This window comes from Streptomyces sp. NPDC047706, assembly GCF_043204795.1.
Lineage (GTDB): Bacteria > Actinomycetota > Actinomycetes > Streptomycetales > Streptomycetaceae > Streptomyces.
The window spans coordinates 345355-359399 of the sequence record NZ_JBIDCW010000001.1; the positions used below are offsets into that span (position 1 = coordinate 345355).

General features: G+C 71.7%; 14 protein-coding genes. 9 read left to right on the forward strand and 5 right to left on the reverse strand.

The annotated features are described in order from the left end of the window. Nucleotides 1-195: 195 nt before the first annotated feature. Nucleotides 196-861: a uridine kinase gene (locus tag ACGF8A_RS01655; RefSeq protein ID WP_393103179.1), complete on the reverse strand. Its 666-nt coding sequence runs from the start codon at nt 859-861 to the stop codon at nt 196-198. Between the two features lie 152 nt (nt 862-1013). Between ACGF8A_RS01655 and ACGF8A_RS01660 the strand changes: the two genes are divergently transcribed. The 3 genes from ACGF8A_RS01660 (at nt 1014) to ACGF8A_RS01670 (ending at nt 3421) form a co-directional block, all read left to right on the forward strand. Beyond that, the gene (locus tag ACGF8A_RS01660; RefSeq protein WP_393103071.1) at nt 1014-2390 is read left to right on the forward strand and encodes a peptidase C39 family protein; all 1377 of its coding nucleotides are present in this window, start codon (nt 1014-1016) and stop codon (nt 2388-2390) included. Between the two features lie 165 nt (nt 2391-2555). Continuing rightward, complete coding sequence (locus ACGF8A_RS01665; RefSeq protein WP_393103073.1) at nt 2556-2696, forward strand: SCO1431 family membrane protein; 141 nt, start codon at nt 2556-2558, stop codon at nt 2694-2696. A gap of 65 nt (nt 2697-2761) precedes the next feature. After that, a complete protein-coding gene (locus ACGF8A_RS01670) occupies nt 2762-3421 on the forward strand; it encodes a TetR/AcrR family transcriptional regulator (protein ID WP_393103075.1) in 660 nt (219 codons plus the stop codon). A 55-nt stretch (nt 3422-3476) separates the two neighbouring features. On the opposite strand, the gene ACGF8A_RS01675 is transcribed toward ACGF8A_RS01670, so the two are convergent. Next, the gene (locus ACGF8A_RS01675; protein ID WP_393103077.1) at nt 3477-4709 is read right to left on the reverse strand and encodes a glycoside hydrolase family 18 protein; all 1233 of its coding nucleotides are present in this window, start codon (nt 4707-4709) and stop codon (nt 3477-3479) included. Between the two features lie 321 nt (nt 4710-5030). Here ACGF8A_RS01675 and ACGF8A_RS01680 point away from each other — a divergent pair, with 321 nt between their 5' ends. Next, nucleotides 5031-6203 carry an acyl-CoA dehydrogenase family protein gene (locus tag ACGF8A_RS01680; protein WP_393103079.1) on the forward strand — a complete coding sequence of 391 codons (1173 nt, stop codon included), beginning with the start codon at nt 5031-5033 and terminating at the stop codon, nt 6201-6203. 466 nt (nt 6204-6669) lie between these two features. Then, on the forward strand, nt 6670-6804 hold the full coding sequence (locus tag ACGF8A_RS01685) for a hypothetical protein (protein WP_393103183.1): 135 nt from the start codon (nt 6670-6672) through the stop codon (nt 6802-6804). A 16-nt stretch (nt 6805-6820) separates the two neighbouring features. Here ACGF8A_RS01685 and ACGF8A_RS01690 read toward each other — a convergent pair whose 3' ends face one another. Then, nucleotides 6821-7267 carry a hypothetical protein gene (locus tag ACGF8A_RS01690; RefSeq protein WP_393103080.1) on the reverse strand — a complete coding sequence of 149 codons (447 nt, stop codon included), beginning with the start codon at nt 7265-7267 and terminating at the stop codon, nt 6821-6823. Nucleotides 7268-7535: 268 nt separating this feature from the next. Between ACGF8A_RS01690 and ACGF8A_RS01695 the strand changes: the two genes are divergently transcribed. The 4 genes from ACGF8A_RS01695 (at nt 7536) to fxsA (ending at nt 11662) form a co-directional block, all read left to right on the forward strand. Further along, a complete protein-coding gene (locus ACGF8A_RS01695) occupies nt 7536-7976 on the forward strand; it encodes an Lrp/AsnC family transcriptional regulator (protein WP_010046337.1) in 441 nt (146 codons plus the stop codon). Nucleotides 7977-8058: 82 nt separating this feature from the next. Continuing rightward, nucleotides 8059-9663, forward strand: coding sequence for an amidohydrolase (locus tag ACGF8A_RS01700; RefSeq protein WP_393103083.1), 1605 nt, complete (start codon nt 8059-8061; stop codon nt 9661-9663). 580 nt (nt 9664-10243) lie between these two features. After that, entirely contained in the window at nt 10244-11050 is an 807-nt protein-coding gene (locus tag ACGF8A_RS01705) for a polyprenol monophosphomannose synthase (protein ID WP_393103085.1), read from the forward strand. Nucleotides 11051-11107: 57 nt separating this feature from the next. After that, the gene (gene fxsA, locus ACGF8A_RS01710; RefSeq protein WP_393103087.1) at nt 11108-11662 is read left to right on the forward strand and encodes an FxsA family membrane protein; all 555 of its coding nucleotides are present in this window, start codon (nt 11108-11110) and stop codon (nt 11660-11662) included. Between the two features lie 389 nt (nt 11663-12051). Here fxsA and ACGF8A_RS01715 read toward each other — a convergent pair whose 3' ends face one another. Both ACGF8A_RS01715 and ACGF8A_RS01720 read right to left on the reverse strand, forming a co-directional pair. Further along, a complete protein-coding gene (locus ACGF8A_RS01715; RefSeq protein WP_003977404.1) occupies nt 12052-12426 on the reverse strand; it encodes an RNA polymerase-binding protein RbpA in 375 nt (124 codons plus the stop codon). Between the two features lie 266 nt (nt 12427-12692). Next, complete coding sequence (locus ACGF8A_RS01720) at nt 12693-14039, reverse strand: MFS transporter (protein ID WP_393103089.1); 1347 nt, start codon at nt 14037-14039, stop codon at nt 12693-12695. Nucleotides 14040-14045: the final 6 nt, after the last annotated feature.

Consider the following 14045-nt stretch of genomic DNA (forward strand, 5'->3'; position numbering starts at 1 on the left):
GATCGCGTCTCGGAGCGCCCGCCGGAAGCGAATGCGGGCAGAACGAAGCCCCCGGTCACGGGGGAACAACCGGGGGCTTCGCGTCTGTCGGCGGCCGCGTCTGGCCGCTCAGTGAGAACGTAAGTCCTGTACGGCCCCCCGGTCAAGCCGAGTTGAGGCAAGCGGCCAAGTTCGGCCGCGAGGGTCTTCACCAGTTCAGCACATTGCGGGCGGCCCATCACCGTGCGTCACATCCTGGTCCGGACCAGGTGATCCCCCGGGCCCCGGCAGCACCTCGTACCCCCTACGCAACGGGCGTACCAGCAGGTCGGCGAAGGGGCGTGAAGGGTCATCGGCGAAATGCCGCCGTTCCGCGGGGACCCACCCGGCCCAGAACTCCCGCTGTTGCTCCCCGTCCCGCAACTGTCCCCGCGCCCAGGCGTCCTCGTGCGGAAACTCCAGCCACAGCAGATGCGCCAGATGGGGACGCAGGGCGCGCCGGCCCGCACCGACGCCCTCGACGAGGATCACCGGCGCGGGCGGCAGCGGGCGAGGCGGCCCGAACCCGCGCGCCTGCCAGTCGTAGGGGGTGTAGTGCGCGGTCTCGCCCCGGCCGAGGGGCTCGACCACCTGGCTGAGCAGGCGCTCGGTCCAGGCGAACAACGCGTCGTGGCTGGCGATGTCGTCGAGGTGCAGCACGGGAGCGCCGCCCAGCGCGTCCGCCAACTGCCCGCAGAACGTGGACTTTCCGGAGCCCGCGTGCCCGTCGACGCCGATCAGGCGGACGGGGCCGCAGGACGGGGGCAGGCCGCGCAGCAGGCGGGCGAGTCCGGGCAGCGCGGTGGCCGGGGCGAGGCGGTACGAAGGCGGCACGCCCTCCATCATCTCCCAGCGCATGCCAGTGGTCCCGGCCAATATTGCCGGGCGTGGCATGCCGCGAAGTGCTGGCAGTGGCGGCCTCCTGCGGCCATAGTTGGCGCACACATCCGTGCACTGGACCTGCCCCGACTCGGACCCTGGGAGTCATCCCCCCCATGAGCAGAGCCGAACAGCCGTCCCGCAGAGCCCTCCTGGCCGCCGCGGTCGCCGCCGCCGTCGCAGGCGGTGCGGGCCCCGCGACGGCCGCCCCCTCCGCCCCTTCCGAGGACCTGGTGACGGCCGACCCCGCCAAGGCGCCGGCCCGCCCGGTCGAGAACCGCTTCTGGACGACGTACGCCGACTGGCGCGACGGCTCCGTCCTCGGCGCCCGTGCCGTCGCCGGCACCCGCCCGGGCGTGGTGGTGGCCACACCGGCCGGCACCACCAGCTACCCGGATCCGCACACCGGCACGACCTCCACCTGGGAGTACGCGACCTGGACCTCCCCGGTCCACCGGCTCGCCGTCCCCGCGACGGAGGTGATCGCCTCCTGGAACGCGCACACGCCGGCCGGCACCTGGATCCAGGTGGACCTGCGCGGCACCTACTCCGACGGCACGGACACGCCCTGGTACGTCATGGGCCGCTGGGCGGCCGGTGACCAGGACATCAGGCGCACCTCGGTGGACGACCAGACCGACGGCAGGAGCACCGTCTGGACGGACACCTTCTCCGTCGACGACCCGGCATCGGGCCTGCGCCTGGCCTCGTACCGGCTGCGCCTGACGCTCTACCGCAAGCCCGGCACCCGGCTCACCCCCACGGTCTGGCGGGTCGGCGCGATGGGCTCCGACGTCCCGGACCGCTTCACGGTCCCGGCGTCCGAGCCTCGCCTGGCCAGGGAGCTGGTCGTGCCGCGGTACTCGCAGGAGATTCACAAGGGGCAGTACCCGGAGTACGACAACGGCGGCGAGGCCTGGTGCAGCCCCACCTCCTCGCAGATGATCGTCGAGTACTGGGGCGGCCGGCTCAGCGAGGAGCAGCTGTCCTGGGTGAACCCGGACTTCGCCGACCCGCAGGTGTGCCACGCGGCCCGGTACACCTACGACTACCAGTACGCCGGCTGCGGCAACTGGCCTTTCAACGCCGCCTACGCCTCGACCTTCCCGGGCCTTCAGGGCGTGGTCACCCGGCTCGGCTCGCTCACCGACCTGGAGGTGCTGATCGCGGCCGGCATCCCGGCCATAACGTCCCAGTCGTTCCTGGAGAAGGAGCTGACCGGCGCGGGCTACGGCACCTCCGGCCATCTGATGACCGTGATCGGCTTCACCGCCGGCGGCGACGTGATCGCGAACGACCCGGCGTCGCCGGGCAACCAGGCGGTGCGGCGCGTCTACGACCGGCGTGAGTGGGAGAACATCTGGCTCCGCACCAAGCGGTACAACGCCTCCGGCAACGTCGTCTCGGGCACCGGCGGCGTCTGCTACCTGTACTTCCCGGCGCGTCCGACCGTCCGCCAGCGGCTGGCGCTCGCGGCGGTCGGCGTGCGCTGAGATCCGGCGGCGGACGGCCGCCGGCCGGCTTCCGACGGCTCCCGGCTCCGCGCCGGGGGCCGTCGGTCTGTGACCAACATCTCCGTCGCAAAAGCCGCTGGAGGTGGCAAGGTGGACAGATCGGTGGGGGGGAGTCCCCTGTACGCACGACACCAGCGAGAGATCATGACCGCACAGTCAGCCACTGCCGCCCGCGTCCGTACCGGTGGCCCCAAGGACGACGGCCCGAAGATCGTCGAACACGTCATGGGCTGGACCCTCGTCGTGGTACTCGCGATGCTCCTGACGCAGGTGGGACTGCTGTGACCTGACCGCGGGGCCGACCTGCCATACTGCGCATGTCCCGCCGCCCGTTGGAACCGGGGTCGAAATTGAATATCAGCCAACAGCGCGACGCCGCCCGGCCCCGGGCGCGCGGCACCGAGCGTTCGGCGGCACGCCGCGCCGAACTCATCGCCATCGGGCGGAGGTTGTTCGCTGACACGTCCTACGACGCGCTCTCGATGGACGACATCGCCCGGCAGGCCCATGTCGCCAAGGGGCTGATCTACTACTACTTCCGGTCCAAGCGGGGCTACTACCTGGCCATCGTCCAGGACTCGGTGGCCGACCTGGTCACCTTCGCGGCCGGCGGACGGGAACTGGCCGCCGTGGACCGGGTGCACCGCACGATCGACGGCTATCTCCGCTACGCCGAACACAACCATGCCGCCTACCGCACGATCGTCAGCGGCGGTGTGGGTTTCGACACCGAGGTGCACGCGATCCGGGACGGGGTGCGCGAGGCGATGGTGGCGACCATCGCGGAAGGGGCGTACGGGCGAGGGGAGATCGCCCCGCTCGCGCGGATGGGCCTGCTCACCTGGGTGTGCGGGGTCGAGGGTGCCACCCTCGACTGGATCGACCGCCCCGGGCTGTCCCGCGACATCATGCGCGAGCTGCTGGTGAGGACCCTGGGCGGCGCCATGCGCGCGATCGAGGAGCTGGACCCGTCGTACCCGGCCCCGGAGCCGGCCCGCCGGAACCTGTAGGACATGGGGAGGGGCGGAGGTCCACCTGGACTTCCGCCCCTCCTCGCGTCCGCCGCTACTTGATCGCCTTGATCAGCTCACCGTTCGCGGTGTCCCCGCTCAGCTCCCAGAAGAAGGTGCCGCCCAGGCCCTGCTGGTTCTTGTACGTCATCTTGGTCGCGATGGTCGCCGGGGTGTCGTAACTCCACCAGTCGGTGCCGCACTTGGCGTACGCGGTACCGGCCACGGTGCCGTTCGCCGGGCACTTGGTCCTCAGCACCTTGTAGTCCTCGATACCCGGCTCGTACGTCCCCGCCGCCGGTCCGGTCGCCGTGCCGCCGGGTGCCGACTGGGTGACGCCGGTCCAGCCGCGCCCGTAGAAGCCGATGCCGAGGAGCAGCTTGGAGGACGGGATGCCGAGCCCCTTGAGCTTGGCGATGGTCGCAGAGCTGTGCAGGTTCGGCTTCGGGATGCCGGTGTACGAGGTCAGTGGCGAGTGCGGGGCGGTCGGTCCCGTCGCGTCCCAGGCGCCGAAGAAGTCGTACGTCATCGGGTTGTACCAGTCGACGTACTGGGCCGCCCCCGCGTAGTCCGCCGCGTCGATCTTGCCGCCGGGGGTGGCGTCGGCGGTGATCGCGGCGGTGACCAGGTTGCCGGAACCGAACTTGGCCCGGACGGCCGCCATCAGGTTCTTGAACGCCGCCCGGCCGCTGGTGTCGCACGTGGCGCCGCAGGCGTTCGGGTACTCCCAGTCGATGTCGATGCCGTCGAAGACGTCCGCCCACCTGGAGTTCTCGACCAGGTTGTAGCAGGACTGCGCGAACGCGGCCGGGTTGCGGGCGGCCTCGGCGAAACCGGCCGACCAGGTCCAGCCGCCGAACGACCAGAGGATCTTGAGGTCGGGGTGCTTCTTCTTCAGCTTGCGCAACTGGTTGAAGTTGCCGCGCAGCGGCTGGTCCCAGGTGTCCGCGACTCCGTCCACCGACTCGGCGGCGGTGTGGGCGCGGTCGGTGGCGGCGTAGGCGTCACCCATCGCGCACTTGCCGCCGGTGACGTTGCCGAAGGCGTAGTTGATGTGGGTGAGTTTGGCGCCGGAGCCGGAGGTCTCGATGTTCTTGACCAGGTACTTGCGGTCGTAGGTGCCCCATTCGGTGAAGTAGCCGACGACTTTGGAGCCGGCGGCCTTCTCCCCGGTCGGGGCGGCGGTGGCGATGCCGGCACCGGTCAGGAGCCCGGCGCCGAGGGCGGCGGAACAGGCGGCGGCGACAAGCGCCCGGAACCGGACGCGGTGGCTGAGGCGAAGGTGCATCGGGTGTCTCCTCGTGGGGGAGAGGGGGACTGCCGATTGGCATGAACGCGATGAGGCGTTGGTGATCCGTCACAGTAGGAGGACTAGACCAGTTGGGTCAATGGTGCGGACCAATCTCCCGCTCCGGGGAATTCCTGAAGTAAGCGGTCGTTAACCGGTGACGTGGTGCCCCTGATCGGGCATACTCACAGCGCGCAGCCGCTGGTCAGCAGCTTTCGTGACCCGGGAGCACGAGCATCGGCCGCATCAGTGAGACCCGGCGGAGCCGCCCACCCATGGCGTACGTCCGTCGCAGCGCCCGAAAGGGAGGAGAGCGTCGCCATGCCCGACCGCGCCCCGCAGCAGGTGGACCGGCTACTGCCCACGGACGAGGCCCGGGATCTGATCTCGCTCGTCCGCGACATCGCGCAGCGCGAGATCGCCCCGCGCGCGGCCGAGGAGGAGGAAGCCGGACGTTTCCCGCGCGACGTCTTCACCCTGCTCTCGCAGTCAGGACTGCTCGGCCTGCCCTACGACTCCGAGTACGGCGGCGGTGACCAGCCCTACGAGGTCTACCTCCAGGTGCTCGAAGAGCTCGCCATGGCCCGGCTGACCGTCGGCCTCGGCGTCAGCGTGCACACCCTCGCCTCCTACGCCCTCGCCGCCTACGGCACCAAGGAGCAGCAGGTCGAGCACCTGCCCGCGCTCCTCGGCGGCGGCCTGCTCGGCGCGTACTGCCTGTCCGAGCCGGCCTCCGGCTCCGACGCGGCCTCCCTGCGGACCAAAGCTGTCAGGGACGGCGACGACTGGGTCATCACCGGCACCAAGGCGTGGATCACGCACGGCGGCGTCGCCGACTTCTGCACCGTGATGGCCCGCACCGGCGAGGAGGGCCCGCGCGGGATCACCGCCTTCCTGGTGCCCGGCGACGCCGAGGGGCTGAGCGCCGCGGCACCGGAGAAGAAGATGGGCATGAAGGGCTCGCCCACCGCCCAGGTGCACTTCGACGGGGTGCGCGTGCCCGACTCCCGGCGGATCGGCGAGGCGGGGCAGGGCTTCGCCATCGCCCTGTCCGCGCTCGACTCGGGGCGGCTCGGGATCGCCGCCTGCGCGATCGGCCTCGCCCAGGCGGCACTGGACGAGGCGATCGTGTACGCGACAGGGCGCAGGCAGTTCGGGCGTCCGATCGCCGACTTCCAGGGGCTGCGCTTCATGCTCGCCGACATGGCGACGCAGATCGAGGCGGGCCGCGCGCTGTACCTCGCGGCGGCACGGCTGCGGGACGCCGGCCGGCCCTTCGCCCGGCAGGCGGCCATGGCGAAGCTGCACTGCACCGACACCGCCATGAAGGTCACCACGGACGCCGTCCAGATCCTGGGCGGCTACGGATACACCGCCGACTTCCCGGCCGAGCGCTACATGCGCGAGGCGAAGGTCCTCCAGATCGTCGAGGGCACCAATCAGATCCAGCGGATGGTCATCGCCCGTCATCTAGCGGGTCCGGAGACGCGCTGAACTGACCCGTCCTGACCAGGGGCGCCGCCAGCCGGATCCACTCCGGGTCGTGGTGCCCCGGCAGGGTGCGGCCACGGTGGGCCCAGGTGCGCATCAGGTCGCGGTAGATGGGCGGGTCGGGGAGCGGCTGCGGCTGAGGCGGTGGCGGGATGGGGGTCTGCGCCGGGCGCGGGGCGTGCGCAAGCGATTCTGCGTACCGGGGAGCGAAGGCGCGGTACTGACTCCCGGTCGTGGACGTGGTAGGGGTCGGGGTCATACCCGGGCAACGCGACGGTATGCGGACAGGTCACCCGGCTGGGGAATCGAGCGTGGGTTCGTCGCCCGTTCCGGTCGTTCCGGCCGCCCGCGTCGCTCAGCCTCCGCCCGAGGGCATCCGTGAACCGCCCCCGCCCCGTCCTGTCCCGTGTCCGGCCGCCGGTGATTCCCTGACGTACCGTCAACAGCACTGTGCCCAGGGAGGTTTGCCGTGGCCGACGATCCTCCGGTACCGCTCGACGACTACCCGGTGCACCAGGCGCCCACCGCCCCGGCGGACCCGGACACACTGATCCTGCACCACGGCAGCCTGCGGGCCATGGTGCAGGGCAGCTACTGGGGTTGAGACCCGGCGCGGTGGCTCAGGCGGCGTGACGCCGCATGACGGGGATCCGCATGGGGCGCGAGCCCGGGCCGCCGACATGGGAGAAGGGCTGCGTGCGCCAGTCCAGTCCCTGAGGGAGCGTCAGCAGCAGGGCGGTGTCCTGCTCTTGGGGCTCGACGGACTCGTCCGCGGGGCGCGCGTCGTCGGCGCGGCGGCCCGTTCCGGCGCAGACCGTGAGCCCGAACGGGTTCCACGGTGAGGCGCACAACGCGTGCTCGGGGAGGATGTCCTCGTCCGCGAGCAGGGCGATCGGCTGTGCGCAGTCCGGGCAGATCACCCGGTACATCTCGAAGGTGTCGTACGCGTCCAGTTCGTCCACTTCCTCGGCACCGAAGGCGTCGGGTTCGACACCCTCCGGCGCGGGCTCGACGACCGGCTGCTGACGCTTGGGCGCGGTACGACCAGGGCGCTTAAGACTCTGCATGGGATTCTCCCCCTCGGGCTGGGCCGTGAAGGCACTGCGGCCTCGACCACAGCAAGCACTTCCCAGCCGCTCTCGGGGGTAATCACGACTTCATTACGGAGGCTGTTCGAAGCCTGTGGCGTTCGTCACATGCCGCTCGCAGATGCCGCGCGTGGCGCATTTGTCCCCCCAGTGGCTCACGGGCCGGCCCCGCAGACGTCACGACCCGGGTATGACCTGCGCCGCTGAGGTATCCCCTGAGGTCAGCCGCACTGTAGGTTCTTGCGCCATGGAGGAGCTGGACCGACAGATCGTGCAGCTGCTCGTCAAGGACGGGCGGATGAGTTACACCGACCTGGGCAAGGCCACCGGGCTGTCCACGTCGGCCGTGCACCAGCGGGTGCGCCGGCTGGAGCAGCGCGGGGTCATCCGCGGGTACGCCGCGGTCGTCGACCCGGAGGCGGTCGGGCTGCCGATGACCGCCTTCATCTCGGTGAAGCCGTTCGATCCCAGCGCCCCCGACGACATCGCGGACCGGCTCGCCGATGTGCCCGAGATCGAGGCCTGCCACAGTGTCGCCGGCGACGAGAACTACATCCTCAAGGTGCGGGTCGCCACACCGCACGAGCTCGAGGAACTGCTGGCGCGGGTGCGGTCGCTCGCGGGGGTCTCGACGCGGACGACCGTCGTTCTGTCCACGCCGTACGAGGCGCGGCCGCCGCGCATCTGAGCCGGCCGCACCCGTCTCGCCTCCGGTGAACGCGGGGCACCCGCGTGCACCGGGCCTCGCGTGAGGCGAGAGACTGTCTGTCATGAGTGAACGCACCGCCCCGGCCCGGACCGTCCTGCTCCGTCGCGGAGAGGTCCACAGTCCAGCCGATCCGTTCGCGACCGCGATGGTCGTCCAGCGCGGCCAGGTCGCGTGGGTCGGCTCCGAGGGCGCAGCCGACGCCTTCGCGGACGGCGTGGACGAGGTGGTCGACCTGGACGGCGCCCTGGTCACCCCGGCGTTCACCGACGCCCATGTGCACACCACCTCCACGGGCCTGGCCCTGACCGGCCTCGATCTGTCCGGCGCCGGCTCCCTGGACGAGGCACTGACCCGGGTGCGGGACTTCGCCGCCGGCCGCCCCCACGACCGCGTTCTGCTCGGCCACGGCTGGGACGCCGCACGCTGGCCCGGGGGCCGCCCGCCGACGCGCGCCGAACTCGACGCGGCCACCGGCAACCGCCCTGTGTACCTCAGCCGCATCGACGTCCACTCGGCCGTCGTCAGCACGGCCCTGCTCGACCTGGTGCCCCGACTGGGCCGGCAGGACGACGCCCCCCTCACCCGCGACGCCCATCACGCCGTACGCGCCGCCGCGTTCGCGGCCGTGACGCCCGCCCAGCGCTCCGAGGCCCAGCGCGCCGCCCTCGCGCACGCCGCCTCCCTCGGCATCGGCTCGGTCCACGAGTGCGCCGGACCGGACATCTCCTGCGAGGACGACTTCACCGACCTGCTGCGGCTCGCCGCCGAGGAGCCGGGACCGCGCGTCGTCGGCTACTGGGCCGAGCGCGACGTGGACAAGGCGCGCGAGCTGGGCGCGCTGGGCGCGGCCGGGGACCTGTTCGTCGACGGCGCCCTCGGCTCGCACACCGCCCGCCTGCACGAGCCGTACGCCGACGCGGGCCACACCGGCACCGCCTACCTGGACGCCGACGCCGTCACCGCGCACGTGGTCGCCTGCACCGAGGCCGGCCTCCAGGCGGGCTTCCACGCCATCGGCGACGCCGCCGTGACCACCGTCGTCGAGGGCGTGCGCGCCGCCGCCGAGAAGCTCGGCCTCGCCCGGATCCGCGCCGCCCGCCACCGCGTCGAACACGCCGAGATGCTCACCCCCGACACCGTCGCCGCCTTCGCCGAACTCGGCCTCACCGCCTCCGTCCAGCCCGCCTTCGACGCGCTGTGGGGCGGCACGGACGGCATGTACGCCCAGCGCCTGGGAGCGGAACGCGCCCGCCTGCTCAACCCCTTCGCGGCGCTGCTGCGCGCGGGTGTCCCGCTGGCGCTCGGCTCCGACAGCCCGGTCACGCCCCTGGACCCGTGGGGCACGGTCCGCGCCGCGGCCTTCCACCGCACGCCCGAGCACCGGGTCTCCGTCCGCGCCGCCTTCACGGCGCACACGCGGGGCGGCTGGCGGGCGATCGGACGGGACGACGCCGGCGTCCTCGTGCCGGGCGCGCCCGCGGACTACGCCGTGTGGCGCACCGGGGAGCTCCTCGTGCAGGCGCCCGACGACCGCGTCGCCCGCTGGTCGACCGACCCGCGCTCCGGCACGCCCGGGCTGCCCGACCTGAGCCCCGGCTCCGGCCTGCCCATCTGCCTGCGAACCGTCGTGGGGGGCCGGACCGTGTTCGTGGGGCCGAGCGAGTGATCTCCCGGGGTGGCGCGACGGAGATCGGCGCACCGAGCCGTGTCTCACGACCTGCGTATCCAGCGGGCCGACCCGTGCTCGGCGCGAAGACTCGCAGGTCATGCGGCTATTGACAGGCGGCGGCCCGGGGCGGGTAGGTTCGGCCGAGTCCACCACGGGACGCCCGACCGGGCTTCGTCCGCACACTCGTCGCGGCGCCGCTGGGTCAGGGACGGGGTACCGCACCGGGGCACCGTCACTGGGAGCCAGGCACAGCGACCGCGCCACGGCGGGGGAACGTTCCGGCCAGGTCGGCACGGTGTGACCCGGATGGGGCCCGGGCGCTCAGTAGACAACGGCTTCAGGTCGATCCGCAGCCAGCGGGTCCCAGGTCGGCCCGAAGGGCGCCGGGCCCCCATCCGCAGGCATCCGACCCACACCCGCCCCTCGCCTCTCGGCCGCGGCGGCTGCGCACCGGGGCCGAAAAGCCATCCCTACCCCATGCCGGCGGAACCGACACCACCATACGACCGTCCTATCGCGTCGGTGCAGGCGGCGGCCACTATGGTGGACCTCTGCGGACTGACTTGAAGGGGCAGCAGTGAACGACGGCGAGGGGAACCGCGCGGCAGAGGCCCGGGGGAGGCGCTTCGGCCCGCTCGGCACGGCCTTGGTGATCATTCCGACCTACAACGAGGCCGAGAACATCAAGGCCATCGTCGGCCGGGTGCGTCAGGCGGTTCCCGAGGCCCACGTGCTCGTGGCCGACGACAACAGCCCCGACGGCACCGGCAAGATCGCTGACGAGCTGGCCACCGGTGACGAGCAGGTCCATGTGCTGCACCGCAAGGGCAAGGAGGGCCTCGGGGCCGCCTACCTCGCGGGCTTCCGCTGGGGCATGGAGCACGACTTCGGCGTACTGATCGAGATGGACGCCGACGGCTCCCACCAGCCCGAGGAACTGCCCCGGCTGCTGACCGCGCTCAAGGGCGCCGACCTGGTGCTCGGCTCCCGCTGGGTGCCCGGCGGCAGGGTCGTCAACTGGCCCAGGTCGCGGGAGTTCATCTCCCGTGGCGGCAGCCTGTACTCGCGGGTGCTGCTGGACGTCCCGATCCGGGACGTGACCGGCGGCTACCGCGCCTTCCGCCGCGAGACCCTGGAAGGGCTGGGCCTCGCAGACGTCGCCTCGCAGGGCTACTGCTTCCAGGTCGACCTCGCCCGCCGCGCGGTCAAGGCCGGGTACCACGTCGTCGAGGTCCCCATCACCTTCGTGGAACGCGAACTCGGCGACTCCAAGATGAGCCGCGACATCCTGGTCGAGGCGCTGTGGCGGGTCACGACGTGGGGTGTGGGCGAGCGCGTCACCAAGCTCATGGGCAAGGGCGGGCCAGGACCGTCCGGGTCCTAGCGCGGTTGCCGGCCGCCGCTTATCCCGCGCTGAACGGGGGCCAGGCACACTGGGGACATGACGACTGGCGCAACGAACCCTCCTCACTCGGCACGGCCCCGGCGGTCGCGGCTGCGTACGTTTCTGCCGCTGGGCATCGCCGCGTGGCTGGTGCTGGAGATCTGGCTGCTGACCGTGGTCGCGGGCGCGGCGAGCGGGTTCACGGTGTTCCTGCTGCTGGTCGCCGGGTTGGTGCTGGGCGGCGTGGTCATCAAGCGGGCGGGACGGCGCGCCTTCCAGAACCTGAACGAGGCGCTGCAGCGCGGTGTGCCGCCGTCGAGCGGTGGCGGCAGCGGCCTGATGATGCTGGGCGGCCTGCTGCTGATGCTGCCGGGCCTGATCTCGGACGCGGCCGGGCTGCTCCTGCTGCTTCCGCCGGTCCAGAAGGCTGTAGGCCGCTACGCCGAGCGCACCGTGGACCGCAAGCTCCGGGGCGCGACCCCCGGCAGCTTCGGCGACGCCTTTCGGCAGGCCCGCATTCACCGCCCGGACGGCAAGGTCGTGCAGGGTGAGGTCATCAGGGAGGAGCCGGGCGACGCTTCCCAGGAGCCGCGCCCGCCGCTGAACCGCTGACAACCGGCAACGCCGGTGGCGACACCGGCCGAGGTCCGGCGCGTTTCGGCCGGAACGCTCCGGGTGAACCCGTCGACCGCGATCGCGTCGGCCGGCAAGAGCGCCTGGATCCGGCCGACCGGGCGATTCCGGCGCGACTCCGCTCCACCTGCGGACGCACCGGAGCCCACGGGCACCTGCGCTCACGGACGGCCGCGGGCATGCGACCGCCACCCATGGCCGCAGGGCCCCTCGGTCACCACCGATGCCCGGGGCACCCGGAGTCACCACCGATGCCGAGGGCACCTGCCGGAAGCGAGAACGACCGCGGGCGCCGTACGCACACTCACGTACGGCGCCCGCGGTCGATTTGGGGCGCGTTGGAAAACCCCGCCGAGGCCGCGCGGGAACTACGCGGACTTGCGGCTGTCTCGGGGGTGCACCGCGATGTTCATGGCGCCGGAGCGCAGAACGGCGAGACGCTCTTCGAGGACCTCTTCGAGCTCCTCACGTGTGCGCCGCTCCATCAGCATGTCCCAATGCGTACGCGCCGGCTTGGCCTTCTTCTCCTCCGGGCCGTCGCCATCCACGAGGAGTGCCTGGGCCCCGCAGACCTTGCACTCCCACTCCGGCGGGATCTCCGCCTCGACCGAGAAGGGCATCTCGAACCGGTGCCCCTTCTCGCATGCGTACTCCACGGCCTGGCGCGGAGCCAGGTCGATGCCGCGGTCCGTCTCGTAGCTGGTCACCACGAGGCGCGTGCCGCGAAGAGCTCGCTCACTCATGAATCGTGCCTCCCGGGCTTGTCGCCCACAGGACAGGTGTCGCTGTCGTCGTCATCCGGTCAACGTCCGGTCGGCGGTAAAGATTCCCGTTCGGAAGCCCGTTCCGGGTCATGCGTCGCCGTCGTAGCCGCCCATGTTGTACCCACCAGCGCCCGGTTTGTCACATCTGATAGCAGATGTCACCCAGCGTTTCGGCATCTTTGACGCGCAGTAACGGTACGCCTGGCAGGCCAAACGCGTACACTACAGCCCTTTCGCCCTGAGTGCTAAATCCGTTCGGGGACCGGGTTCCCGGCATCGGCGACGGCACGCCGTACCGGGACTCGCGCCAGCAACACGAAGCCGATCACGAAGAACGCCACCAGCGAGATGATGGCGTCGCGGTAGCTCCCGGTCAGCTGATAGGTCAGACCGAACAGCAACGGGCCCAGCCAGCTCATCCCACGGTCGCTCAGTTCGTACGCCGAGAAGTACTCGGCCTCCTTGCCCGGCGGGACCAGGTGGGAGAAGAGCGAGCGGGAAAGGGCCTGGCTGCCGCCGAGGACGAGGCCGATGCCGGCGGCGAGGACGAAGAACCACACCGGCGCGCCGGCGGGCAGGAAGTACCCGGCGGCCAGGATCACCGTCCAGGCGACCAGTGAGCCGAGGATCGTGCGCTTCGCGCCGTACCGCCGGGCGAGCCGGCCCAGTGCCAGCGCGCCGAACACAGCGAGGACCTGGACCAGCAGGACCGCGCCGATCAGTGTCGACTGCTCCAGACCCAGCTCCTTGGAGCCGTACACCGAGGCCTGAGTGATCACTGTCTGGATGCCGTCGTTGTAGACGAGGTACGCCAGCAGGAAGGACAGGGTGAGCGGATGGCGGCGCATGTCGCGGACCGTCGCCGCGAGCTGCCGCCACCCGGTGACCGCCCTGTCGCGCGCGGGGGAGCGGCGGTCGCGCAGGCGCCGCAGCGGAATCAGAGCGAAGGCGCCCCACCACAGGCCGGCCGAGGCCAGGCAGACGCGCACGGCCATGCCCTCGGTGAGGCCGAAGCTGTCGTGGGCGAGGTAGAGGACCAGGTTGACGACCAGGACCAGCGCGCCCGCCGCGTACCCGAAGGCCCACCCGCGCGAGGAGACCGCGTCGCGCTCCTCGGGTGGGGCGATCTGCGGCAGATAGGAGTTGTAGAGCATCATCGCCACGGACTGGGCGGCGTTCGCGACGATCAGCAGGACGCCGCCGAGCAGGTACCGGTCGCCGTCCAGCAGGAACATGCCCGCGGTGGCCGCGGCGCCGAGGTAGGCGGCGGCGCCCAGCAGGGGCTTCTTGCGGCCGGTGCGGTCGGCGGCGGCGCCCACCAGGGGCATGACCAGCACGGCGACGATCACCGACAGGGACACCGAGTAGGCGAAGAAGGAACCGGCGCGGACCGGGATGCCCAGCGGGTGCACGAAGCCGTCAGCGTCCGCGGCCGACTCGGCCACCGACGTCAGATAGGGGCCCAGGAAGACGGTGAGCACGCTCGTCGAGTAGACGGAGCACGCCCAGTCGTAGAAGTACCAGCCCCGCTGCTCGCGCCGTCGTCCGGCCGCGTCGTCGGCCGCCGGTGTCCGCACGGTGTCGGTGCCCACCCGTGC

What these genes read in the sequence shown, in the direction of transcription:
- ACGF8A_RS01665 (WP_393103073.1), top strand. Translation starts at nt 2,556, where the DNA reads ATGACCGCACAGTCAGCCACTGCCGCCCGCGTCCGTACCGGTGGCCCC.
- ACGF8A_RS01715 (WP_003977404.1), bottom strand. Translation starts at nt 12,426, where the DNA reads ATGAGTGAGCGAGCTCTTCGCGGCACGCGCCTCGTGGTGACCAGCTAC.
- ACGF8A_RS01695 (WP_010046337.1), top strand. Translation starts at nt 7,536, where the DNA reads ATGGAGGAGCTGGACCGACAGATCGTGCAGCTGCTCGTCAAGGACGGG.
- ACGF8A_RS01700 (WP_393103083.1), top strand. Translation starts at nt 8,059, where the DNA reads ATGAGTGAACGCACCGCCCCGGCCCGGACCGTCCTGCTCCGTCGCGGA.
- ACGF8A_RS01690 (WP_393103080.1), bottom strand. Translation starts at nt 7,267, where the DNA reads ATGCAGAGTCTTAAGCGCCCTGGTCGTACCGCGCCCAAGCGTCAGCAG.
- fxsA (WP_393103087.1), top strand. Translation starts at nt 11,108, where the DNA reads ATGACGACTGGCGCAACGAACCCTCCTCACTCGGCACGGCCCCGGCGG.
- ACGF8A_RS01680 (WP_393103079.1), top strand. Translation starts at nt 5,031, where the DNA reads ATGCCCGACCGCGCCCCGCAGCAGGTGGACCGGCTACTGCCCACGGAC.
- ACGF8A_RS01660 (WP_393103071.1), top strand. Translation starts at nt 1,014, where the DNA reads ATGAGCAGAGCCGAACAGCCGTCCCGCAGAGCCCTCCTGGCCGCCGCG.
- ACGF8A_RS01655 (WP_393103179.1), bottom strand. Translation starts at nt 861, where the DNA reads ATGGAGGGCGTGCCGCCTTCGTACCGCCTCGCCCCGGCCACCGCGCTG.
- ACGF8A_RS01675 (WP_393103077.1), bottom strand. Translation starts at nt 4,709, where the DNA reads ATGCACCTTCGCCTCAGCCACCGCGTCCGGTTCCGGGCGCTTGTCGCC.